Annotated in this window: 20 protein-coding genes and 1 pseudogene; 8 read left to right on the top strand and 13 right to left on the bottom strand. The window is 74.4% G+C overall.

What is annotated here, in order from left to right; all coding sequences use genetic code 11:
* The first annotated feature begins 82 nt into the window (after positions 1-82).
* A complete protein-coding gene (locus KIT14_21205) occupies positions 83-889 on the top strand; it encodes an outer membrane lipoprotein-sorting protein (protein MCW5893042.1) in 807 nt (268 codons plus the stop codon).
* Between the two features lie 34 nt (positions 890-923).
* Here KIT14_21205 and larA read toward each other — a convergent pair whose 3' ends face one another.
* A complete protein-coding gene (gene larA / locus KIT14_21210; GenBank protein ID MCW5893043.1) occupies positions 924-2,225 on the bottom strand; it encodes a nickel-dependent lactate racemase in 1,302 nt (433 codons plus the stop codon).
* Between the two features lie 76 nt (positions 2,226-2,301).
* Complete coding sequence (locus KIT14_21215; protein MCW5893044.1) at positions 2,302-3,069, bottom strand: SDR family oxidoreductase; 768 nt, start codon at positions 3,067-3,069, stop codon at positions 2,302-2,304.
* A gap of 495 nt (positions 3,070-3,564) precedes the next feature.
* Here KIT14_21215 and KIT14_21220 point away from each other — a divergent pair, with 495 nt between their 5' ends.
* The gene (locus KIT14_21220; GenBank protein MCW5893045.1) at positions 3,565-3,894 is read left to right on the top strand and encodes a four helix bundle protein; all 330 of its coding nucleotides are present in this window, start codon (positions 3,565-3,567) and stop codon (positions 3,892-3,894) included.
* A 336-nt stretch (positions 3,895-4,230) separates the two neighbouring features.
* On the opposite strand, the gene KIT14_21225 is transcribed toward KIT14_21220, so the two are convergent.
* Positions 4,231-5,586 carry a hypothetical protein gene (locus tag KIT14_21225; protein MCW5893046.1) on the bottom strand — a complete coding sequence of 452 codons (1,356 nt, stop codon included), beginning with the start codon at positions 5,584-5,586 and terminating at the stop codon, positions 4,231-4,233.
* Between the two features lie 120 nt (positions 5,587-5,706).
* Between KIT14_21225 and KIT14_21230 the strand changes: the two genes are divergently transcribed.
* Both KIT14_21230 and KIT14_21235 read left to right on the top strand, forming a co-directional pair.
* Positions 5,707-6,234, top strand: coding sequence for a sigma-70 family RNA polymerase sigma factor (locus KIT14_21230; protein MCW5893047.1), 528 nt, complete (start codon positions 5,707-5,709; stop codon positions 6,232-6,234).
* Between the two features lie 228 nt (positions 6,235-6,462).
* Positions 6,463-7,332, top strand: a complete 870-nt coding sequence (locus KIT14_21235; GenBank protein ID MCW5893048.1) for a zf-HC2 domain-containing protein — start codon at positions 6,463-6,465, stop codon at positions 7,330-7,332.
* A gap of 45 nt (positions 7,333-7,377) precedes the next feature.
* On the opposite strand, the gene KIT14_21240 is transcribed toward KIT14_21235, so the two are convergent.
* The 4 genes from KIT14_21240 to KIT14_21255 are packed head-to-tail and all read right to left on the bottom strand — an operon-like array spanning position 7,378 to position 10,151.
* The gene (locus KIT14_21240; protein ID MCW5893049.1) at positions 7,378-7,695 is read right to left on the bottom strand and encodes a hypothetical protein; all 318 of its coding nucleotides are present in this window, start codon (positions 7,693-7,695) and stop codon (positions 7,378-7,380) included.
* Positions 7,695-9,311, bottom strand: a complete 1,617-nt coding sequence (locus tag KIT14_21245; protein MCW5893050.1) for an acyl-CoA synthetase — start codon at positions 9,309-9,311, stop codon at positions 7,695-7,697. Before KIT14_21245 ends, KIT14_21240 begins: the two co-directional genes overlap by 1 nt.
* Complete coding sequence (locus tag KIT14_21250; GenBank protein ID MCW5893051.1) at positions 9,308-9,547, bottom strand: hypothetical protein; 240 nt, start codon at positions 9,545-9,547, stop codon at positions 9,308-9,310. Before KIT14_21250 ends, KIT14_21245 begins: the two co-directional genes overlap by 4 nt.
* A gap of 37 nt (positions 9,548-9,584) precedes the next feature.
* Positions 9,585-10,151 (bottom strand): class I SAM-dependent methyltransferase, encoded by a 567-nt coding sequence (locus KIT14_21255; protein MCW5893052.1) that lies wholly within the window; start codon positions 10,149-10,151, stop codon positions 9,585-9,587.
* A 135-nt stretch (positions 10,152-10,286) separates the two neighbouring features.
* Between KIT14_21255 and KIT14_21260 the strand changes: the two genes are divergently transcribed.
* The 4 genes from KIT14_21260 to KIT14_21275 all read left to right on the top strand — a co-directional run bounded on the left by KIT14_21260 (position 10,287) and on the right by KIT14_21275 (position 13,715).
* A complete protein-coding gene (locus KIT14_21260) occupies positions 10,287-11,030 on the top strand; it encodes a helix-turn-helix transcriptional regulator (GenBank protein ID MCW5893053.1) in 744 nt (247 codons plus the stop codon).
* A 94-nt stretch (positions 11,031-11,124) separates the two neighbouring features.
* Positions 11,125-12,429 (top strand): AarF/ABC1/UbiB kinase family protein, encoded by a 1,305-nt coding sequence (locus tag KIT14_21265; GenBank protein ID MCW5893054.1) that lies wholly within the window; start codon positions 11,125-11,127, stop codon positions 12,427-12,429.
* Between the two features lie 95 nt (positions 12,430-12,524).
* Positions 12,525-12,932, top strand: coding sequence for a hypothetical protein (locus KIT14_21270; protein MCW5893055.1), 408 nt, complete (start codon positions 12,525-12,527; stop codon positions 12,930-12,932).
* A 12-nt stretch (positions 12,933-12,944) separates the two neighbouring features.
* Positions 12,945-13,715: a crotonase/enoyl-CoA hydratase family protein gene (locus tag KIT14_21275; protein ID MCW5893056.1), complete on the top strand. Its 771-nt coding sequence runs from the start codon at positions 12,945-12,947 to the stop codon at positions 13,713-13,715.
* Positions 13,716-13,722: 7 nt separating this feature from the next.
* On the opposite strand, the gene KIT14_21280 is transcribed toward KIT14_21275, so the two are convergent.
* The 6 genes and pseudogenes from KIT14_21280 to KIT14_21305 form a co-directional block, all read right to left on the bottom strand.
* The gene (locus tag KIT14_21280) at positions 13,723-14,325 is read right to left on the bottom strand and encodes a histidine phosphatase family protein (GenBank protein ID MCW5893057.1); all 603 of its coding nucleotides are present in this window, start codon (positions 14,323-14,325) and stop codon (positions 13,723-13,725) included.
* A 31-nt stretch (positions 14,326-14,356) separates the two neighbouring features.
* On the bottom strand, positions 14,357-16,267 hold the full coding sequence (locus KIT14_21285; GenBank protein ID MCW5893058.1) for a response regulator: 1,911 nt from the start codon (positions 16,265-16,267) through the stop codon (positions 14,357-14,359).
* Positions 16,264-16,878: a chemotaxis protein CheB gene (locus KIT14_21290; protein ID MCW5893059.1), complete on the bottom strand. Its 615-nt coding sequence runs from the start codon at positions 16,876-16,878 to the stop codon at positions 16,264-16,266. The genes KIT14_21285 and KIT14_21290 overlap by 4 nt, the downstream gene beginning before the upstream one ends.
* Positions 16,875-17,690, bottom strand: a complete 816-nt coding sequence (locus tag KIT14_21295; protein MCW5893060.1) for a protein-glutamate O-methyltransferase CheR — start codon at positions 17,688-17,690, stop codon at positions 16,875-16,877. Before KIT14_21295 ends, KIT14_21290 begins: the two co-directional genes overlap by 4 nt.
* A gap of 15 nt (positions 17,691-17,705) precedes the next feature.
* A pseudogene (locus KIT14_21300) lies at positions 17,706-20,757 on the bottom strand (response regulator).
* Positions 20,758-20,835: 78 nt separating this feature from the next.
* The gene (locus KIT14_21305) at positions 20,836-22,116 is read right to left on the bottom strand and encodes a dicarboxylate/amino acid:cation symporter (protein ID MCW5893061.1); all 1,281 of its coding nucleotides are present in this window, start codon (positions 22,114-22,116) and stop codon (positions 20,836-20,838) included.
* Positions 22,117-22,184: the final 68 nt, after the last annotated feature.

Genomic DNA, 22,184 nt, shown 5'->3' on the forward strand with positions numbered 1-22,184 from the left:
GGATCGCCGGCCGAACCGGTCCACGAGCCCCAACGCGGCGCTCTGCTTGAGGTTCGCGGCCTCGCCGGGTAGGGCGAAACCCATGCGAATCTCTCGTGCCGCCCTCGCTGCCGCCACCCTCCTCGCCGCCACGAGCACCCTCGCCGCGCCGCCCGACGCCGCCACGCTCGCGGCGAAGATGAAGGCCGCGCTCGAGCCCCAGCGGGCCAGCGTCCGCAGCATGACGCTCACCATCAGCGGCATCGGCGGCCCCGGCGGGGTCGAGACCGTCTACACGGCGGTCCAGGCGCGCAAGAGCGTCGACGGGCGCGCGCGCATGCTCACGGCCATCGTCACGCCCCCCGGCGAGCGCGGCATCGCCAGCCTGGTCGAGGACGGCGACAAGACCCACGTCGACGTCGTCGCGGTCTGGCTGCCGATGATCCGCCGCGTCCGCACGCTGACCCCGCTCGGCCAGAACGAGGCCTTCCTCGGCTCCGACTTCACCTATGCCGACCTCGGCCTCGTCGACATGAAGGGCACCTACACCGTGGGCACGGCGACGGAGAAGAACGGCACGAAGGTCTGGGAGCTGCAGGTCGTGCCGCCGCAGCACTGGTACTACTCGAAGGTCGTCGCCTTCCTCGACCAGACCACGCTGCTCCCGATCGAGCGCAACTACTACGACCCGAGCGGCCACCTCTGGAAGGTGGAGACGTTCAGCGACGTCACGGTCGTCGACGGCACGCCGGTCGCGTTCACGGTCCGCATGGAGGATCGTGAGTCGAAGAGCTGGAGCACGATGGTGACGAAGTCGGTGAAGTTCGACGTCGACCTGCCCGACGCGCTCTTCACCAACGACGGCCTGCCGACGGCGCTCGAGTCGCCGGCGCTGAAGGGCGTCGAGTAGCGGCGCTGGGGCCGGCAGGCGCGCGCGGGACGTCTCAGGCCGCCGCCGGCGTTCCGTGCAGCGGCACCGTGCGACCGCCGATGGTGGCGAGCACGTAGGGCCCCTCCGGAATCGCGACCACGCGCGCGCCGTCGCCGTGCCGCCGGCGCGCCGCCGCCACGGCGTCCTCGACCGACCCCGCGCGCTGGACGGGCAGTCCCGCCAGCGCGTCCGCCGCCAGCGCCGGCGCCACGACGGTGAGCGACGCGCGCCGCAGCACCTGGTCGAGGTGCTGCACCATCCACTGGTCGATCACGAAGAAGCCGGGCGAGGTCAAAAGGTCCATCGCGCGCTCGCCGCCGCGCAGGCGATCGAGCATCTGCTGGAAGTCGGCGCTGCCGAGCCCCTCGCGCATCTCGGCCGCGAGAACGATCGTGCCGCCCGGCTTCACGATGCCGAGCGCCGCCACCGGGCCCTTGATGGCCTGATAGAAGGTCGCGTCGAGCGGGTAGCCGCCCGCCGACGTGACCACCACGTCGAACGCCCCGTCGCAATCGACCCGCGCCTGCGCCAGCGCCCGCGCGCGCGCCGGCGCGTGCGCGGCTTCGAGGTCGCCGGCGAACACGCCCGTCAGCCGGCGCTCGCGATCGATCGTCACGTTGACGAGGAAGTCGACGCCCGCGCGGCGCGCGACCTCGAGCAGGTCGGCGTAGAACGGATTGCCCGCGACGATGCCGGGCCCGCAGTGCGCCTCCAGCATGTCGGCGCCGTGCGTACGCCGGATCGTCTCCGTCGCGGCGATGCCGGTCGCGATCGACTTCGGACCGCCCGAGAACCCCGCCATCAGGTGCGGCTCGACGAGGCCGGTGACGATCTTGAGATCGGCGTCGAGGTAGCCGGCGTCGATCACCATCGCCGTGCCCTGCGCGCTCGTGCCGACGTGGCGATGCGCCGCCCCGTCGCGCGCGACGTGGTTGCGGAAGCGCCACCCCGCGACGATCCCGGGGCTCGTCATCGCGGTGAGCTCCGCGTCGGTGGCGGGGCGATGCAGCCCGGTGGCGACGAGGATCTCGATGGCGTCGCGCGGCACGCCCGCGGCGTCGAGCTCGGCCAGCAGCGGCGGCAGCAGCACGCCGTAGGGAATCGGCCGCGTGCGATCGGAGACGACGATGCACACGCGCCGCTTGCCGCGCGCCAGCTCGGCGAGCGGCGGCGTCCCGAGCGGCGCGCGCAGCGCGGCCCGGATCGCGGCCGCAGGGTCGGCGAGCGCCGGGGCGCCGGGCCGCTCGAGGACGGGCGTGCCGTCGGGAAGCGTGACGTCGAGGCCGGACGTGCCGTGGTCGAGGCGCAGCTGCACGATCGGGATCTAGGCGGGGGCGCCGCGGCTGGCAAGCCGCGCGCCCCCGGCACGCGCGCGTGACTCGTCGACGACGCTACGGCCGGATCGTGATCCCGCCGTCCACCGGGATCACCGTGCCCGTCACGTACGCCCCTGCCTTCGACGCGAGGTAGATCGCCACGCCCGCCATGTCGTCCGGCTCGCCGATGCGGCCGAGCGGGCAGCTGGCGACGATCGCGTCGCGGAAGCGATCGAGCGTCACCGCCATCATCTTGCTCTCGAATGGGCCCGGGGCGACGGCGTTCACGGTGATCTTCGGCGCGAGACGCGCCGCGAGCACGCGCGAGAGGTGGTGCACCGCGGCCTTGCTGGACGAGTACGCGAACGTCTCCAGCATCGGCACGCGCAGGCCGTCGATCGAGCCGATGTTGATGACCCGTCCCGGATCGCCCGGGCCTGCCGCCGCCTCGAGCAGCGGGACGCAGGCGCGGGTCAGGTGGAAGACGCCCTTCAGGTTGAGCGCCAGCACCTTGTCCCAGGCGTCGTCGGGGTAGCTCTCGAGCGGCGCGCCCCAGTTGGCGCCGGCGTTGTTCACGAGCACGTGGAGCTTCGGCTCGCGGTCGGCGATGGCCTTCGCGAGCCCGTCGCAGCCGGCCTGCGTGCCGCAGTCGGCGGCGAGCGGGATGCACGTGCCGAGCTTCGCCAGCTCGGCGGCGGCCTCGTCGCAGGCGGACTGCTTGCGCGACGAGACGTAGACCTTCGCCCCGCCCTCGACGAAGCCGCGCGCGATCATGAGGCCGATGCCGCGCGAGCCGCCGGTGACGAGGACGACCTTGCCCTTGACGGAGAAGAGATCGCTCATGGGCCGGGAGGTCTAGCGCAACCCTCCCGGCCAGCCTACCCCGCCGGCGCGAAGCCGCCGGGGCCGGGCCTCCATCCGCGATCCGCCACCGTCCGAGGGTCGCGACACCGGCGCCGGGCGGGGCGGCGGACCACGGCCCGCCGCCCGCCGCTCGCCGCTCGCCGCTCGCCGCTCACCGCTTGCCGCCGGCCGCTTGCCGGCTGCGCGCTCGCGCTGACCGCGCTCGGAGCTGCACCGACATCGAATGCATCGACGCGCAGTCTCCTCGGTGGTGCCGTCCACGCTCGTGCGGTCGCCTCACCCTTGCGCCGCGCCGCGCACCGGCGCTTGCCGAGCGCATGACCGGCCGTGCCTGCGCGATCGACCGCCGCACAGCTGCGCCTCCGACGTGACGTGCACGTCCGCGCGCGCGCTCGTCACGCGCCGTGCGCGTCTGCGGCGCGAGCGGGTGAGAGCCGACCGCACGGCGCGGACGGCACCACCGAGGAGAAACCCGTGTTCGATGCCCTCGAGATGTCCCTGCAGTTCCTGGAGCGCCTGGTCCCCGTCGAGACCCGTATCCGCCAGCGCAGCGCCTCGCTCGCCAAGCAGCTCGCCCGCGCGTCCGAAAGCGTCGCGCTCAACCTCGGCGAAGGTCGGCTGCGCTGCGACGGCGACAAGCGCCGGCACTACGAGATGGCCGCGGGCAGCGCCGCCGAGGTCACCGTCGCGCTGCGCATCGCGGTCGCCAAGCGCTACGTCCCCGCCGCCGAGGTCGCCGAGCTCGAGGCGCTGCTCGATCGCGTCCGCGCGATGCTGTGGCGTCTGACCCACCACCGGCGGTGATGGCCTCGCCTCCCCCGGGGAGCGCGCGGGAGCCGTTTGTTCAGGATCGACAGCGGCGGCCTCGCCGTGATCGAGTAGCGCGATGGCGAAGCGCTACCGCACGTGGAATCCCGCCCAGTCGTTCCTGCTGCCGCCGTCGCCGCTCGAGTGGCTGCCCGAGAGTCATCTGGCGTTCTTCATCCTCGAGCTGGTCGCGCAGCTCGACCTCGACGCGATCGACGAGACGTTGCAGCGCAAGGACCCGCGCGGCGAGCGTCCGTACGCACCGCGGATGATGGTGGCGCCTGCACGTGGACGCATGCGCGCCGTGCTCGCGACCTCCGAAGGCAAGGCCGTCTATGCACGACGCAAGTGCACCGTCGAGCCCGTCTTCAGATCGTCAGCGCTCGCGGCTTCCGCACGTTCCTGCTGCGCGGTCTGCGCAAAGTCCGCTGCGAGTGGGCCCTCGTCTGTCTCACCCACAACCTGCTCAAGCTCTTCCGCGCTGCAAACCGCACGGTGAGCGCGCTGGCCAGCCCCGCCACCGCCGCTGCCTGAACTCCATCGCACGCGTCGCGCGCGCCGCCCCCGGCGTCCGAGGCGCCGAACGACTACGCACGACACGTTCCTACGCCGGCGCGCGCTCGGCCAGGAACTCGGGCCGCGGCGCGGTCCCGCCACCCGGCTCGCCGTGCTCCCGAAGTCGATCACCTGGAAGGTGTCCTGCGGGTGCATGCGATCCAGGATCCAGCGCATCGTCTCCTTCGCCTTGTCGAGCGGCGCGCCCATCTGCGAGCCGGAGCGGTCGATGACGAAGACCAGCTCCTTCGGCGCCGCCTCCGCCGCCGGCACGCGGCGCGGCGGCACCAGCACGACGCTCACATAGCCGTCGCCGCTCGCCGTGCGGTGCGTCAGATAGGCGCTCTGCACGTCGTCGCTCGCCACCGCCCAGCGCAGCACGAAGTCGCGGTTCGGGATCTCGCGCGCCTGACGCAGGCGGACGCGGGCCGTGGTCGGCGTCGGCCGCTCCACGTCGATCGCATGCAGCGCCGAGGTCACCGCCTGGATCGGCACGCCGGCGTCGACGGCGACGGCGATCGCGATGTCGTGCCCGGCGCGCCTGCCCTCGGGCGTCACCGGCGGCGTCACGCGATCGGCGTCCGGCGTCCCGGGCGGCGAGAAGCGCGGCCCGACGACGGTCGGGAAGGTCAGCTCGAACGTGCCGTCGGCGTAACGCAGCGGCTCCGTGTACTCGAGGTGTACCTCCACGCCGGCGCCGGGCATCAGGTTGGCGACGCGCTGGGTGAAGACGTTCGGCCGCTCCTCGTCGAGGAGCGCCGCCACCTGCCCCGCCTGCTTGGCGGCGTCGTAGATGGCCTGTGCCTCGGCGCGGCGCTCGATCTCGCCCTCGATCGTGCGCGCGCCGGTCGTGAGCCGCATGGTGTCGACGGCGCCCTTCTCCGAGAGCGGGAAGGTGTAGACGGCCTCGATCGGATCGGGGAACGGGTTGCGGAAGCGCTGCGTGATCGACACGCGCGCGACGAAGCCTGCGACCGACACCTGCACGTCGGTGTGCTCGAGCGGGCAGCCGCCGCGCGACGTGCCGTCGGGCGCGAGCGCGTCGAGCCCGGCGGTGACGGCCGGCGCGGCGGCGGCAGGAGCGCCGCCGAGAGCGGCGCAGACGAGGGGGACGAGAGCCAGGGACCTTCGCATCGGGAACCTCCTTCACGAGAGAAGGTCTGCGCCGGCGGGGAATCGGATCACGCGCGCGAAACCCCAGCCTGGGCGCCGTGTTGGTGGTCCGCGTCACCCTCCCGTACGATGCCCGCCGCCATGCCGGACCGGACCCGGGTCGTAGAGCGCCTGCTCGCGGGCGAGCGGCTGGCGTTCCTCGAGCTGAACCGGCTGGTCACGGCGACGCTACGGCAGCTGCGCGCCTGGGACTTCCACGACGAGTGGGACGACCTCCGCCAGGAGGTGCTCCTCGCGGTGGTCGCGAGCGCGAAGGCGGGCCGGCTGCGTGACCCCGAGGCCTGCGTCGGCTACGTGCGCATCGTCACGCGCAACAAGTTCGTCGACCGGCTGAAGCACCGCCTGCGCTGGAAGGAGACGGAGACGCTGCCCTGGGACGACGCCGCCGCCCATGCCCTCGCCACGCCGCCCGACGACGGCGAGCGCGCCGCGCTCGACGCGGCCGTCCGCGATCTCGCGCCCGACGAGCGCCGGGTGCTGGACGGCGTCTACCGGGAGGGCAAGACGTATCAGGAGGTCAGCGACCAGACCGGCATCCCGCTCGGGACCATGAAGCGGCGCCTGCGCGACGCCCTGACGACGCTGCGGCGCCGGCTCGCGCCGGGATGATCCGATGCGCCGCCGCCCACCGACCATAGGGACGAGGACCACGCGTCCATGAGCTGCCGCCGCGCCTTCGACATCGACCTCGCCGCCTTCCTCGCGGCGCCGCGGGACGCCGCGTGGGACGCGTTCCGCGCCCACTATCCGACCTGCCCCGCCTGCGCCGCGGAGGTCGCCGCGTGGACCGAGCTCGGGGACCGGCTCGGCGCGGACGCCCACCCGGAGCCCGCCCTGTTGCTGCGCTGGGCGGAGGCGCGCGACGAGCTCGACCCGGGCACGCGCCGCCGTCTCGCCCGCCACCTGGACGGCTGTCCCGGGTGCAGCGAGGAGCTGCGCGCGCTGGCACGCTTCGACGCGGCCGGGCCCGGCGCCGCCGACCACCGTCACGAGGTGCGGGCGGTGGCCGGCGCCGCGCCGGTCGCGGAGCCGGACGGCCGGCCGCCGCGGCCTCGGCAGCGGCGCCCGCGCCGAGGCGGCGGGTCGCCGCTGCGAACCGTCCGGGCGGGTGCTCTGGCATCCGGCCTTCGCCTGGGCGGCGGTGCTCGTGGTGGCGTTGAGCTCGCTCGTCGAGCGCCACGCGCGGGTCGGAGTGCCGACGGGACGCCCGCCGGCGACGGTCGGATTCGAGGGGCCGCGGCGCCGCGCCGGCGCCAGGACGACGGCCGCATCGCCACCGCCCCGCCCGCGACGCGCGCGGGCGGTGGCGCCGCCGCCTGCCGCGCCGCGCCGGAGAGAAGGCCGCAGCGCCCGCCGAGCCGGCCCAGCGATCGCCAGGACGCCGAGAGCGCGGGGGGGGGCGGGGGGGGCGGGGGCCGGCGGCGGCGCGCGCGGGCGCATGCCGCAGGCACTCGGAGCCGCCGGCGCAGGAGCGCCGACCGTCGCCGTCCAACCCGGCACGCCGACCAGCGCGCTCTACATGACGCTGCCGCAGGACGCGCGCGGCGGCGGCGACTTCGAGCTGCGCATCGCGGCGGTCGGCGGCGAGCGCGAGCTGCGCCAGCGCATCGTCGTCGGCAACGCCTCGCGCATCGCCGCGATGAGCGTGCCGTCGGCGTGGCTGGTCGCGGGCCGGTACGAGGTCACGCTGTGGCACGAAGGCCGTGAGGTGAGTCGCGCGACGCTCGACGTGCCGTAGGCGACGCGGCGCCGTCAGGGCGGCGGCACGCTGCGCCGGCGGAGCTGCTCGGCGATCTCCCGCGCCACCTGCTCGGGATCGATGCCGTGCTCCTCGAGGAGCCGTCGCGCGTCGTCGGGCGAGGTGAGCGGCGCCTCCGCGAGCGTGGACGTCGTCGTCGGGCGCGGCGGTGCGGTCGTGGTGACGGCGGTGGACGGCGGCGCGGCGAGCGTCGTCGACGTGGTCGTCGTCGTGGCCGCGGACCCGACCGCGGTCTCCTCGGGCGGGCGCGCGCGGGCGAGCAGCAGCACGACGACGAGGAGCGCCGCCGCGCCGAGCACGGCGAGCCGCATCAGGCCGACGCCCGGGCCGACGCCATCGACGGCGACAGCGCGCGGCGCTGCACCTTGCCGTTGCGCGTCCGTGGCAGCACGTCGACGAGATACACGATGCGCGGCGCCTTGTAGGCGGCGAGATGCTCGCGCGCCCAGGCGAGCACGGCGTCGGGCGTGAGGCCCGAGCCGGGGCGCGGCACGACGTAGGCGGTGACCAGCGTCTTGTCGCCGCCGACGTCCTCGCCGACCGCCGCCGCTTCGGCGACGGCGGGATGGGCCGAGAGCACGCGGTCGACCTCGTGCGGCGAGACGCGGTAGCCGAAGGTGTTGATGAGGTCGTCGCGCCGGCCGAGGAACCAGAGGTAGCCGTCGGCGTCGCGACGCGCCCAGTCGCCGGTGAGAAACCACTCGCCGCGGAAGCAGCGCGCCGTCTCCTCGGGCTGGTTCCAGTAGCGCAGCAGCAGCGCCGGGTCCGTGCGCGGGATGCAGAGCATGCCCTCGGCGCCGTCCGGCACCGCGGCGAGCGTCTCGGGATCGAGGAGACGCACGTCGTGGCCGGGCTGCGCGAAGCCGGCGGAGCCGGGGCGGATCGGGCGCGAGCGCGTCGTGCACAGGTAGTAGGAGCACTCGGTCATGCCGAGCGCCTCGTAGACGTCCCGGCCGAAGCGCGCGCGCCACGCGGTCAGCACCTCCGACGGCAGCGGCTCGCCCGCGCTCATGCAGTGGCGCAGCGTCGGCACGTCGGCGGCGCCGGCGGCCGTCTTCTGGAGGATCTGCCGGTAGATCGTCGGCACGGCGATGAAGATCGTGGCGCCGTGGCGGGCGATGCGCGCCGGCCAGGCCGTCGCGTCGGCCGCGCCCTCGTGCACGATCGTGGTGTGCCCGCGGTAGAGCGGATCCATCATCCCGGTGCCCAGCGTGTAGGTCCAGTTGTACTTGCCCGCGTGCAGCACGCGGTCGCCTTCGGGACGGAAGTCGAACCAGTAGGTCGACGACGGCTGGCGGCCGAGCAGCGCGCGGTGCGCGTGCAGCACGCCCTTCGGGAAGCCGGTCGTGCCCGAGGTGTAGACGAGATAGGCGGGGTCGTCGGCGCGCGTATCGTGCGGCGGCGCCGGCGACGCCGCGGCGAGCGCCGTCTCGAAGTCCGCGACCGCGAGCCGGCGCCCGGCGGGCGCCTCGCCGTCGCCGACGAGCAGCGCGTGGCGCAGCGTCGGCTGCGCCTCCAGGTCGTCGTGCAGCGCGCGCCAGGTCGCGCGATCGCAGACGATGGCGGCGGCGCCCGCGTCCTGCGTGATCCAGCGCACCTCGTCGGCGGTGAGCTGCGTCGAGGTCGGCACGGCGACGAGCCCGGCGCGCAGCGCGCCGAGGAACGCGACGGGGTACGCGAGGCAGTTCGGCAGGCGCACGAGGACGCGATCGCCGGGCGCGAGCCCGAGCCGCGCGACGAGACCCGTCATGCGGGCGACGCGGTCCGCCAGCTCGGCGTACGTCAGCTGCAGCACACCCGCGACGTCGTCGTCGACGATCACGGCAGGCCGGTCGGCGACGGGGGAGCCGGCGTGCGCGTCGGTGCAGGCCGCCCCGACGTTGAAGCGCTCGGGGACGTTCCACACCCAGGGCGGGAACGGCGTCACCGCAGCACGGGTGCCGTGCTCGGCGCGCGCCCCTCGACGAGGTCCTCCATGCGCGCGCGTGCGTGCGCCGTCGGCTCGGAGTGGGTGGTGAGGATGTCGAAGCGGTCGGTGCGGATGGCGTCGACCACCGCGGCCGCGACCTCGGCCGGCGGCAGGCTGCGCACGAGATCCTCGAGCGCGGCGGGCCGCTCGGCGCCGCCCGTGACCACCGCCGTCCTGCCGCGTCGCTCGTGCATCCCGGCGGCCTATCGCACGCCGCTCCGGGGCGTCAATTCACGCCGCCCGCTGGGCGCGGAAGCGGAAGGCGCCGCCGTGGCGCTCGACCTGCACGTCGACGAACCCCGCCGCCGCGAGTCGCGCCGGCAGGGCCTCGGGCGCGACCGGCACCAGCGTGTCGCGCACATGGACGAGGCGGAAGAGCAGGCTCGTGACGCTGTCCGACCCGGCGAGCCACGCCCCCGGCCGCAGCACGCGCGCCACCTCGGCGAGGAGCCGGTCCTGGAGCGCGGGGCTCGGCACGTGGTGCAGCATCGTGCACGCGACCGCGGCGTCGAAGGCCGCGTCGGGAAACGGCAGGCGCGTGGCGTCGCCCTGGAGCACGGTGACGTTCGCCCCGGCGAGGCGCGCCGCGAGCGCGGCGGCGAGCGCCGGGTCGATCTCGACCGCGGTGAGCCGCGCCACCCGGGCGCGCAGGACGTCGGTGACGAGCCCCGGCCCCGGTCCGACCTCGAGCGCGTGCGTCCCGAGGTCGACGCCGCCGAGCACCCAGGGCGCGAGACGGTGGTGGACGGTGCGGCGCCAGTGCGCCGAGCGGCAGTACCAGCGATGGACGCGGTTCATGCGCCCACCATGCCCGGCCCGCGTGGCGTCGGTCTCGCGTCATCCGGCCGATCGATGTCGTGAATCGGTCACATGCGGGCTAGGGTCGACGCCATGCCGCGTTCCCGCCGGGTGCCGACGTTCCTGGCCGTGCCCATGCGCGCACCCGTGGTCGGTCTCGCCGAACGCTACGCCGCCGGCGCCACGATCCCGCGCCATCGCCACCCCGTCGGGCAGCTGGTCTTCGCGGCGAGCGGCGTCATGACCGTCGGCACCCCCGCCGGCACCTGGGTCGTCCCGCCGCTGCGGGCGGTGTGGCTGCCGCCGCGGACCGTGCACGGCATCCGTATGATCGGGACGGTCGCCGTGCGGATGGTATACGTGGCGCCGTCGCACGCGGGCGGGCTGCCGGGCGCGCCCTGCGTGGTGCAGGTGTCGCCGCTCCTGCGCGAGTGCATCCTGCGCCTGATGGAGCTGCCGGCGTCCCGCCCCGCCGACGGGCCGGCGGCGCGTCTGGTCGCCGTCCTGCTCGACGAGATCCGGGCGGCGCCGGTCTCGCCCCTCCACCTCCCGCGGCCCGCCGACCCGCGCGCCCGGCGCCTCGTGCGCGCGCTCGAGGCCGATCCGAGCGACCGGCGGCCGCTGGCGGCGTGGGCGCGCACGACGGGCGCGAGCACGCGCACGCTCGCCCGCCTCTTCCAGCGCGAGACCGGCCTCGGCTTCCGCGCCTGGCGCCAGCAGCTGCGCCTGCTGCGCGGCCTCGAGCGGCTCGCCGCCGGCGAGCCGGTCACGCGCGTGGCGCTCGACGTCGGCTACGACAGCCCGAGCGCCTTCGTGGCGGCGTTCCGCCGCGCGCTGGGAACGTCGCCGGGCCGCTACTTCGCCGGGCGCGCGCCGTGAGCGGCGGACACGCGGGCGGGATCTGCTACCCTGCCGCGGTGTGGATCGCGCAGCGTCCCTCCGTGACCGGGTGCGCCCGGAGCCGGCCGCTCGGGTGACGACCGTCCCGCGCCGCGCGCGCTGGCGCATCGCGGTCCGCTCGGCGCAGATGGCGCGGGCGAGCCTCGCGGCCTCGGCGGTCTTCGCCCGCGAGCTGGTGCGCCTGCGTGGGCGCGGCGTCGACGCCGTGCCGCACGCCCTCGGCCGCGCGCTGGTGCGCGTCTGCACCGTGCTCGGCGCGACCTTCATCAAGGTCGGCCAGATCGCCTCGACCCGCGCCGACCTCCTGCCGCGCGGCCTGGTCGCCGAGCTGGCGCTGCTGCGCGACCAGGTGCCGGCGTTCGACTTCGCGCGCGTGCGGGCGATCGTCGAAGGCGACCTCCGCCAGCCGCTGGAGGCGCTCTACGCCGACTTCGAGGAGACCCCCGTCGCCGCGGCCTCCGTGGCCCAGGTGCACCGCGCCGTCTGGCGGGCGACGGGCGAGACGGTGGCCGTCAAGGTGCGGCGGCCCGACATCCTCGAGAAGGTCCGGCTCGACCGCTCGATCCTGCTCTTCGTCGGGCGCACGCTCGAGCGGCTGGTGCCGTCGTTCCGGCTGATGTCGCTCGAGGGCGCGCTCGAGACCTTCTGCGCCGCCGTCGAGGAGCAGATCCACCTCGTCAACGAGGCCGCGCACAACCGCCGCTTCACCCGCAACTTCGCCGGCGATCCCGACGTCCGCTTCCCGCGCCTGGTCGACGCCGGCTGCTCCGACGGCGTCCTCACCATGGAGTTCGTCGACGGCGTGCACGAGGACGCCCTCGCCGAGCACGGCGTCGACGTGCGCCGCATCGTCGACGCCGGCATGCGCTGCGTGTGCCGCATGGTCTTCCTGCACGGCTTCGTGCACGCCGACCTGCACCCCGGCAACGTGCGCTTCCTGCCGCCCGGTCGCATCGTCCTGCTCGACCTCGGCCTCGTCGGCGCGCTCGACGACGCCGACCGCCTCACCACCGCCGAGCTGCTGTTCGCGCTCTCGACCGGCGACGGGGCCACGGTCGCGCGCCTCTTCTACGACAACGCGCCGCACGCCGCGGTGCCCGACTACGCCGCCTACGAGGGCGAGATCGTCACCTTCGTCGACCACATCCGCGCCCGCGGCCTCGAGAACCTCCAGGTGACGCTCGAGATCGCGCGCATCTTCGACATCCTGCGCCGCCACCGCATCCAGGCGCGCAGCCACATGACGATGGTGAACCTGGCGCTCATGACCGCCGAGGGCCTCGGCAAGCGCCTCGCGCCCGACCTCTCGCTCACCGACGCGGCGCTGCCCTACCTCGCCGAAGCCCTCGGCCGCAGCGCGCCCGCGCGCGGCGCCTGAGTGGCCGTCTTCGACCTGCGACGCGGGCGGTGCGCGCGGCGCGCGACGCCGCCCGGCCTTGACCCTCGCGGCCGCGTACCGTAGCGCCGGCGGTGATGCCGCAGCTGCTCCTCTGTACGCTGTGCGACGACGTCCGCTTCGAGGTCGGCAACAAGCACACCCTCGTCGGGCTCTTCGACACCTTCAACGTCACCGACTTCGCCCAGCCGCTGCCGCCGTTCCGCGTCTTCGCGCGGCTCGCCGTCGACGCGCCGGGCACCCACACGGTGGTCCTCCGCATCCAGCACGTGGAGACCGATTTCCGCGTCGAGGTCACGGGACGGGTCGACGCCCGCCAGCCGAGCGAGGTGACCGGCCGCTTCGAGGCCATCTTCTCGGCGACGCTGCCGGCCATCCGCCTCCCCGGTCCCGGCCGCTACGACGTGCGCTTCGCGATCGGCGGCACCGACATCGGCGGCTGCGCCTTCCTCGCGCACGAGGTGACGCGCCCGGTCCTCCAGTAGTACAGAGCGCGCATGGAGACCGTGCGCTTCGACGTCGAGGGTCCCGTCGCGATCGTCACCATCGACCGGCCCGAGGTGCGCAACGCCGTCGACGGTCCGACCGCGACCCGGCTCGCCGACGCCTTCCGCCGCTTCGATGCCGACGCCGACCTCGCCGTCGCCGTGCTGACCGGCGCGGGCGGCACGTTCTGCGCGGGCGCCGACCTGAAGGCCGTCGCCGACGGCCGCGGCAACCGCGTCGCCGAGGACGGCGACGGTCCGATGGGCCCGTCGCGGATGCTGCTCTCGAAGCCGGTCGTCGCCGCGGTGGAGGGGCATGCCGTCGCGGGCGGCCTCGAGCTGGCCGTGTGGTGCGACCTGCGCGTCGCCGCCACCGACGCCGTCTTCGGCGTCTACTGCCGGCGCTGGGGCGTGCCGCTGATCGACGGCGGGACGATCCGCCTGCCCCGGCTGATCGGCCACGCGCACGCGCTCGACCTGATCCTCACCGGGCGCGGCGTCTCGGGCGAGGAGGCGCAGCGCATGGGGCTCGCGAACCGGCTCGTGGCGCCGGGCAGCGCGCGCGCCGAGGCGGTGCGTCTGGCCGCGGAGCTGGCGCGCTTCCCGCAGGGCTGCCTGCGCAGCGACCGCCTGTCGTCGTACGCGCAATGGGCGTTGCCGCTCGACCAGGCGCTGCGCCACGAGACGCGGGCGGGACTCGAGGTCATCCGCTCGGGCGAGACGCGCGCGGGCGCGGCCCGGTTCGCCGGCGGCGCCGGCCGGCACGGCCGCTTCGGCGACTGACGCCGCGTCAGACCGGCCCGCCGCCGGTGGCGAGCCCGTCCAGGTGGCTCGTCGAGTCGAGCAGCGTCACCCGCCGCGGCGGCACGCCCTCGAGGTCGGTGACCGAGGTGTTGCCCCAGGTCATGCCGAGCCGCATGCCCGGTGCGAGCTCGGCGTGGCGGCCGACGATCGCCCAGCACACGAGGCCGTGCGTGATCACCGCCAGCGGCCCCGGCGTCGCGGCCGCGAGCGCGCACACCCGTGTCCACGCCGCCGCCACCCGCGCGAAGAAGGCGTCCCAGGTCTCGCCGCCGGGCGGCGCGTAGTCGGGCGCGAAGATGTCGGTGCCGAGCTCGGCGTAGGCGCGGCCGCGCACGTCGCCGAAGTGACGCTCGCGCAGGAGCGGCTCCAGCTCGACGGGGAGGCCCGTGGCCGCGGCCACGGCGTCGGCGGTCTCGCGGGCGCGGCGGTAGTCGCTCGACAGGATGCGGGCGACGCGCGCGTCCCGGAGGCGGGCGGCGAGACGCTGCGCCTGGGCGCGGCCGCGCGCGCTCAGCGGGGCGTCCGGGAGCTGCACCACGCGTCGCGCGTTGTCGTCGGTCTCGCCGTGCCGGATCAGATGGAGCGCCACGCCCGATGCGTAGCCTGCCCGCAGGCCCGGGTCACGCGTCGGCCGCCCGCGGCGCCGCCAGCAGGCGCTCGAGCGCGTCCAGATCGGGCGGCTTCGAGAGATGCGCGGTGAAGCCCGCCGCGCGCGTGCGCGCCCGGTCCTCGGGCTGCGCGTAGCCGGTGAGCGCCACCAGCTGCACCCCCCGCAGGGCCGGATCCGACGACAGCCGGCGCGCGACCTCGTAGCCGTCGATGCCGGGGAGGCCGATGTCGCACAGCACGGTGTCCGGGCGGAACGTGTGCGCGCGGGCGATGGCGTCGAGGCCGTCGTGTGCGACCTCCACCGCGTGCCCCATGAGGCCGACGAGGGCCCCCAGCGCTTCGGCGCCGTCCGCGTTGTCCTCGACGACGAGCACGCGCCGACGCGCCGCCGGGACGGTGCGCGCAGGCGCCGGCGACGCCGCCGGGGCGTCGTCCGGCCGCAGCGGCAGGCGCACGACGAACTCGGCGCCGTGGCCCGGCCCGGCGCTGTACGCGGCGACGGTGCCGCCGTGCATCTCGGTGAGCGAGCGCACGAGCGCCAGACCGAGCCCGAGGCCGCCGCGGCTGCGATCGAGCGTACGGTCGGCCTGGGCGAACGGCTCGAAGAGCCGGGAGAGCACGTCGCGCGCGATGCCGACGCCGGTGTCGCGAACGTGCAGCACGGCGCCCCCGTGGTCGCGGGCGAGCGCGAGCGTCACCGTGCCGCCCGCGGGCGTGAACTTCGCCGCGTTGCCGAGCAGGTTGCCGACGATCTGCGCCAGCCGGGTGGCGTCGCCGGTGACCGGCAGCGGCTCGGACCCGACCTCGATGCGGAGCGCGATGTTCGCGGCGTCGAACGCCGCCCGATGGTCCTGGGCCGCGCGCCCGACCACGACCTCGAGCTCCACCGGCTCGCGCCGCAGCGACATCTTCCCGCTCGTGATGCGCTGCACGTCGAGCAGGTCGTCGATCAGCCGCGCGAGGTGATGCGTCTGCCGGTCGATCACCGCGAGCGCCTGGCGGCCCTGCGGGCTGTCGGCGGGCAGGCGGTCGAGGAGGTAGAGGCTCGTGCGGATCGGCATCAGCGGGTTGCGCAGCTCGTGCGACAGCACCGCGAGGAATTCGTCCTTGCGCCGATCCGCCTCGAGCAGGCGCTCCTCGGCGCGTTTGCGCTCGGTGACGTCGACGAAGGCCCCGACCGCCCCCGTGACGCGGCCGTCGGGAGTGCGCAGGGGCGTGGCGTTGCCGAACATGTGGACGCGGGTGTCGTCGTCGAAGACGAGCGTGAACTCCCAGCCGCGCACCTCTTCGCCGCGACTGGCGGCGATCCGCAGCGGCCGCTCGTCGTCCTGCACCTCGCGCCCCTCCTGGAGCACGCGGAAGCCGCCGCCCACGGGGCCGATGGGCGCGGTGTCGTCGGTGCGCCGGCGCAGCAGCGCCGCACCCGCCGGATTGGTCTCGATCCGGCGGGCCTCGGCGTCGCGCGCGATGAACACCGCCGCCGGAACCGCGGCCAGCACCGCCTCCAGCTCGGTGATCCGCTGCACGAGCTGCCGGCGCTGCCGGTGCAGCTCGAGGAAGACGTCGACCTTGCTGCGCAGCATGCGCGGGTCGATCGGCTTGAAGAGGAAGTCGACCGCGCCGGCCTCGTAGCCGTTGAAGAGACGCGTCTGGTCGTGGAGCGCGGCGGTGACGAAGATGATCGGGATCGCCCGCGTGCGCTCCGTGCCGCGCATGAGCTCGGCGAGCTCGACGCCGTCCATGCCGGGCATCTCGATGTCGATCAGCGCGAGCGCGACGTCCTCGGTGAGCAGCAGCTCGAGCGCGGCGCGGCCGGAGGTGGCCTGTAGCAGCTCGCGATCCTCCTGGCGCAGGACGGCGACGAGGGCCGTCAGGTTCTCCGGCCGGTCGTCGACCAGGAGTATCTTCGCGGGGGCGTTCACGCCGGCGTCTCCGTCGGCGGTGCCGCGAGCACCGCGAGGGCACTGGCGATGGCGCGCACGGGCGCGACCAGGGCCCCGGGACAGGCGGCGATCGCGGCCTCGGGCATCGTCGGGACGCCCGCCTCGGCCGGTGCCTGGACGAACGTCGGCGCGCCGGCCCGGCCGATGGCGGCGAGGCCGCGGGCGCCGTCGTCGTTCGCGCCCGAGAGCACGACGCCCGCCACCCGCACCCCGTAGACGTCGACCGCCGACTCGAAGAGCACGTCGATCGACGGGATCGAGAAGTTCACCGCCGCGTCGACGGTGAGCGCCAGCGCGGGGCCGGCGTCGACGAGGAGGTGGTAGTCCGGCGGCGCCACGTGCACCGTGCCCGGGCGGATCGGCTGCTTGTCCTCGACCTCGACGACGGGCCACCCGCAGCGGTACGCGAGCGCCTCGGCGAGGCTGCTCGGCCGCTGCCGCGGCAGGTGGACCACGACGACGATCGGCGGCGCGAAGTCGACCGGGAGGCCGGCGAGCAGCGCGCTCAGCGCATCGATCGCGCCGGCCGAGCCGCCGACGACGACGGCGGCGATGCCGCCCGGTCCGCCGATGTCGGTGAGCGTCGTCATCGCTTCTGGTAGACGCGCTCCACGCGCGCCACCTCGTCGAACGCTCCGCCGTGCCGCGAGAAGCGCAGCGTCTCCTTGGCGCCGAGGCCGAGAAAGCCCTTGTGGCCCAAGGCGTCGCGCAAGAGGCCCACCGCCTGCTCCTGGAGCTCGTGGTCGAAGTAGATGAGCACGTTGCGACAGGTGGCGAGCTGCACCTCGGCGAACACGCCGTCGGTCGTGAGGCTGTGGTCGGCGAAGACCACGGACGCGCGGAGCGTCTTGTCGAGCACCGCCGAGCCGTAGCCGGCGGTGTAGTAGTCGGACAGCGAGCCGGTGCCGCCGGCGGCGAGATACGCCTCGCTGAACTGCGCCATGCGATCGAGCCCGTAGACGCCTGCCTCGGCGGCGCGGAGCGCGTCGGGGTTGATGTCGGTGGCGTAGATGAGGCTGCGGTCGAGGAGCCCCTCTTCCCGCAGCAGGATCGCGAGCGAGTAGACCTCCTCGCCCGTGCTGCACCCGGCCACCCAGATGCGGACCGACGGATAGGTGCGCAGATACGGCACGACCAGCCGGCGCAGCGCGACCCAGAACGGCGGGTCGCGGAACATGTCGCTCACCTGCACCGTGAGGTACGAGAGCAGCGTGCGGAAGAGCTCCGCGTCGCGCAGCACGCGCTCCTGGAGCCCGGACAGGCTGCGGCATTCGAAGCGCCGCATCGCTTCGCCCAGCCGGCGCTTCAGCGACGCCGTGGCGTAGCGGCGGAAATCGTAGTGGTAGCGGCGGTAGAGGCCTTCGAGGAGGAGCGCCAGCTCGATGTCGACCGTGTCCGTCATGGCGCCCGCACCGCCCTACTTCGGAAGCCACACCTTGATGAGGGAGAGGAGCTTGTCGACGTCGAGCGGCTTCGTGACGTAGTCGTTCGCGCCCGCCTCGAGGCACCGGTCGCGGTCGTCGGCCATCGCCTTGGCGGTGAGCGCGATGACGGGCAGCTTCTGCCACGCCGGACGACGGCGGATCTCGCGCGTCGCGGTGATGCCGTCCATCTCGGGCATCATGACGTCCATCAGCACGAGGTCGATCGCCGTGGCCGGGTCGCCCTGGGCGCGCTCGAGCGCGGCGAGCGCCTCACGGCCGTTGCGGGCGATCTCGAGCTGCGCGCCCTTGTGCTCCAGCACGCTCGTCAGCGCGAACACGTTGCGCACGTCGTCCTCGACGAGGAGCAGGCGGCGGCCTTCGAGGAACGCCTCGCGGCTGCGCACCTCGCGCAGGATGCGCTGCTGCTCCGGGGGCAGGCGCGCCTCGACCTGGTGGAGGAAGAGCGTCACCTCGTCGAGCAGGCGCTCCGGCGAGCGCGCGCCCTTGATGACGATCGAGCTGGCGAAGCGGCGCAGGCGCTGCTCCTCGTCGCGGCCGAGCGAGCGGCCGGTGTAGACGATGATGGGCGGGAACGCCGCGGGCCCGCCCGCCGCCATCGCCTCCAGCAGGTCGAAGCCCGACATGTCGGGGAGCTTCAGATCGAGGACGACGCAGTCGAAGCTGCCGGCGGCGAGCGCCGCCAGTGCCTCGCGGCCGCTGCCGACCGACACCACCTCGACGTCGCCGCTCGCGAGCAGCGCCTCGATGTGGCGGCGCTGGCTCGCCACGTCCTCGACCACGAGCACCCGACGCGGCCCGTGCTCGAGCCGCCGCTCGAGCGCCCGCACCGCGGCCTCGAGGTCGGCCCGCGCGAGCGGCTTGCGTGCATGGCCGACGGCCCCCATCTCGAGCGCCTGCTGCGCATAGTCGGCGACCGAGAGCACGTGCACGGGGATGTGGCGGATCGACGGCGTGCGCTTCACCTCTTCCAGCACCGCGAGGCCCGAGTGGTCCGGCAGGTGGATGTCGAGCAGGATCGCGCTCGGCAGATGGCGCAGCGCGAGCGCGAGCCCCTCGGCCGCCGTCGGCGCGAGCAGGCAGCGGTAGCCGAGCTCGTGGGCGAGGTCGAAGAGGATGCGCGCGAAACGGCGGTCGTCCTCGATGACGAGGAGCGTGCGCTCGCCCGGCTGAACCGCGTCGCGATCGTCGTCCGCAGGGTCCGACGGTGCGCCGGCCGCGGCCGCGAGGCTCGGCGCCGGCGCGACGGCGACCGGCTCCGGCGCGCGCGGCGCGGCGACGGCGCAGGCCGCGCGGGGGCGTCGTCAGCCGCTCGGGCACGACGAGGGTGAACGTGCTGCCCGCGCCGGGGACGCTCTCGAGAGCGATGTCGCCGCCGAGACGGCGCGCCAGCTCGCGCGAGATCGTGAGCCCGAGCCCGGTCCCGCCCGCCGGCCGATGGCTGCCCTGCACCTGCCGGAAGGCCTCGAAGATGCCGTCGTGCAGCTCCGGCGCGATGCCGACGCCGGTGTCGCGCACCGCGAAGGCGACGCGGCCGCCAGCCCGCGCCCCGACCGTCAGCGCCACCGTCCCGGCTTCGGTGAACTTGATGGCGTTGGCCAGCAGGTTGCGCAGGATCTGCTGGAGCCGCAGCGGATCGGTGACGATGGTCGCCGGCGTCTCGGGCGCGACGCCGATCTCCAGCACGAGCCGCCGCTCGCGCGCCAGCGGCGTGAAGGTCCGGCGCAGCATTTCGGTCAGCGTCGCGAGCTCGAGGGTTTCGGGTGCCAGCTCCATGCGCCCGGCCTCGATGCGTGCGAGATCGAGGATGTCGTTGATCAGCATGAGCAGGTCGTTGCCGGCGGCGTAGATGGCCTCGGCGTACTGGACCTGCTCGGCGGTGAGGTTCCCGCCCTTGTTGTCGGCGAGCATCTTCGAGAGGATCAACGCCGAGTTGAGCGGCGTCCGCAGCTCGTGGCTCATGTTGGCCAGGAACTCGGACTTGTACTGGCTGGCGCGGCCGAGCTCGTCGGCCTTCTCGAGCAGGCGGCCCTGTGCCCGCGCCAGCTCGTCACGCTGCCGCTCGATCGCCTGGGCCTGCTCCTCGAGCTGCACGTTCGTCTGCTCCAGCTCGGCGTGCTGCGCCTCGAGTCGGGCCTGCGAATCGCGCAGCGCGCGCCCCTGCTCCTCCAGCTCCTCGTTGACGACGCGCAGCTCCTCCTGCTGCACCTGGAGCCGCTCGGCCTGCTGCTGCGTCTCCTGGAGGAGCTCCTCGAGACGGCGGCGGTAGTGGATCGAACGGATGGCGACGCCGATCGGCTCGGCGACGGCGGCGAGGAGCTCCAGGTCTCCCGGCTCGACGTCGTGGAAGAAGCCGAGCTCGACGACGCCGGTGACGTCGCGGTCGGCGGTGAGGGGCGCGATCACGAGGTGGCGCGGCGCGACCGGGCCGAGCCCCGAGACCACCGCCAGCTGGCCGAGCGGCACGTCGTCGACGCGCAGCACGCGGCGGTCGCGAACCGCCTGCCCGACCAGCCCTTCGCCGACGTCGACGCGGTCCGGCCCCGCGACGCCGTCGCCGAGGGCGTACCCGCCGACGCGACGATACCGCCCGTCGCCGTCGACGGCGTAGAGCGCCCCGACCGGCGCCTCGAGGGACGCGCAGAGAACCTGCGCCACGGCCTGCGCCAGCTCGTCGAGTCCGAGCTCGCCCCGCAGCGCCGCGTCGACGCGGGCCTGCGTCTCGCGCAGCCATTCGCGCGCCCGCAGCTCGAGGCGGCTGCGCACGAAGCGCATGGCGATGATCGCGAGGCCCCACAGCGCGACGATGCCGAAGGTCCGGTTGAGCCGCGCGATGGCGACGGGAAAGCCCTCGACGTGGCCCGTGACGATCGCGCCGACGACCATGAGCGTCGTGGCCACGCCGGCCACGACCAGCGGCACCCAGGGGCGTGACAGGAACAGCGCGAGCGCCACCGGTACGAGGTAGAACACCCACTCGGCCACCCCGAGCGGCGTCGCCAGCTCGATGCCGAACACCACCACCATCGAGAGGACGATCGCGGCCCAGAGGAGCGGCGGCTCCTGTCGTACGAATCGTCCCATGAGACGCTGCCGCCACTCCTGTCATGGAACGTCCGGGTGGGGAATCTCGCTCGTGCCCCGGGTCTCACCTCGTGAGACCACCACGGCGGCGGCGAGATCGCCGGTCACGTTGATCGTGGTCCGGCACATGTCGAGGAAGCGGTCGACGCCGAGGATGAGGCCGATGCCCTCCCCCGGCACGCCGACCATGCCGAGGATCATCGCCACGACGGGAATCGAGCCCGCCGGCACGCCGGCGGTGCCGATGCCGCCGAGGATGCAGATGACGACGACCGTCAGCTGCTGCGAGAACGACAGGTCGACGCCATAGAGCTGCGCAAGGAAAAGCACCGTGACGCCCTCGAAGAGCGCGGTCCCGTTCTGATTGGCCGTCGAGCCGATGGTGAGCACGAAGCGGCTCACGTGCGGCGGCAGCCGCAGCTCGTCCTCCGCGACGCGCAGCGCCGTCGGCAGCGTCGCGTTGCTCGACGCGGTGGAGAACGCCGTCAGCATGGCCTCGCGGATGCCGCGGAAGAAGCGCACCGGCGACATGCCGCCGAGGAGCGAGACCGAGAGCGAGTAGACGACGAACTGGTGGATCGCCAGCGCCAGCAGCACCACGCCGACGTAGGACGCGAGCTGCCAGAGCACGTCGACGCCGAGCCGTGCCGTGAGCGTGAAGAGGAGACAGGCGATGCCGAGAGGCGCGGCGCCGATGACGACGTCGAGGAGCCGCATCACGACCTCGTAGAGCCCCTGGAGCGCCTCCTCGAAGCGGCGGGCCGCGTCGGTGCGCGTCGTCAGCAGGCCCACGCCGAGGAAGAGTGCGAAGACCATCACCGGCAGCATGTCGCCGTTGGCCATGGCTTCGACCACGTTGCGCGGCACCAGCTGCACGAAGAACCCGACGCCGCCGACCTCGGAGCCCGGCGCCGGCGCGGGCACCGCGGCGCGCTGCGCCAGGACCTGCGCGCGCAGCGTCTCGGGCAGGCCGCGCCCGGGCTCGAACAGGTCGACGAGCCCGACGCCGAGGAGCACCGCGACGCTCGAGACCAGCACGGTGTAGGCGAGGGTCTTGAGGCCGATGCGGCCGAGCTGGCCGACGTCGCCGATTCCGGCGACGCCGAGCGCGAGCGCCGAGACGACGAGCGGCAGCACGAGCATGAAGAGCAGCCGCAGGAAGATCTGTCCGAGCGGCTCGGTACCGTAGACGACGACGGCCTCGAGCCACGGCGCGCCGGCCGACGTCGCGTGCGCGAGGATGCCGAGCGACGTCCCCACGACGAGGCCCAGCAGCATCCGCAACGAGCGGTCGTGGGACATCGGACGCGAAGTATGCGGGAGGGGTGCGTTCCCGCGCAAACGTGCTATAGCCCGGCGCGCGTGAGCCC

The sequence above is a fragment of the bacterium genome (assembly GCA_026129405.1).
In the GTDB taxonomy this organism is placed as follows: domain Bacteria; phylum Desulfobacterota; class Binatia; order DP-6; family DP-6; genus JAHCID01.

Excerpts from the sequence above, each read along its gene's own strand:
- KIT14_21255 (MCW5893052.1), bottom strand. The coding sequence starts at position 10,151 with ATGAACCGCGTCCATCGCTGGTACTGCCGCTCGGCGCACTGGCGCCGC.
- KIT14_21215 (MCW5893044.1), bottom strand. The coding sequence starts at position 3,069 with ATGAGCGATCTCTTCTCCGTCAAGGGCAAGGTCGTCCTCGTCACCGGC.
- KIT14_21230 (MCW5893047.1), top strand. The coding sequence starts at position 5,707 with ATGCCGGACCGGACCCGGGTCGTAGAGCGCCTGCTCGCGGGCGAGCGG.
- KIT14_21290 (MCW5893059.1), bottom strand. The coding sequence starts at position 16,878 with ATGACGACGCTCACCGACATCGGCGGACCGGGCGGCATCGCCGCCGTC.
- KIT14_21205 (MCW5893042.1), top strand. The coding sequence starts at position 83 with ATGCGAATCTCTCGTGCCGCCCTCGCTGCCGCCACCCTCCTCGCCGCC.
- KIT14_21260 (MCW5893053.1), top strand. The coding sequence starts at position 10,287 with ATGCGCGCACCCGTGGTCGGTCTCGCCGAACGCTACGCCGCCGGCGCC.
- KIT14_21270 (MCW5893055.1), top strand. The coding sequence starts at position 12,525 with ATGCCGCAGCTGCTCCTCTGTACGCTGTGCGACGACGTCCGCTTCGAG.
- KIT14_21305 (MCW5893061.1), bottom strand. The coding sequence starts at position 22,116 with ATGTCCCACGACCGCTCGTTGCGGATGCTGCTGGGCCTCGTCGTGGGG.
- KIT14_21250 (MCW5893051.1), bottom strand. The coding sequence starts at position 9,547 with ATGCACGAGCGACGCGGCAGGACGGCGGTGGTCACGGGCGGCGCCGAG.
- KIT14_21225 (MCW5893046.1), bottom strand. The coding sequence starts at position 5,586 with ATGCGAAGGTCCCTGGCTCTCGTCCCCCTCGTCTGCGCCGCTCTCGGC.
- KIT14_21295 (MCW5893060.1), bottom strand. The coding sequence starts at position 17,690 with ATGACGGACACGGTCGACATCGAGCTGGCGCTCCTCCTCGAAGGCCTC.
- KIT14_21275 (MCW5893056.1), top strand. The coding sequence starts at position 12,945 with ATGGAGACCGTGCGCTTCGACGTCGAGGGTCCCGTCGCGATCGTCACC.
- KIT14_21240 (MCW5893049.1), bottom strand. The coding sequence starts at position 7,695 with ATGCGGCTCGCCGTGCTCGGCGCGGCGGCGCTCCTCGTCGTCGTGCTG.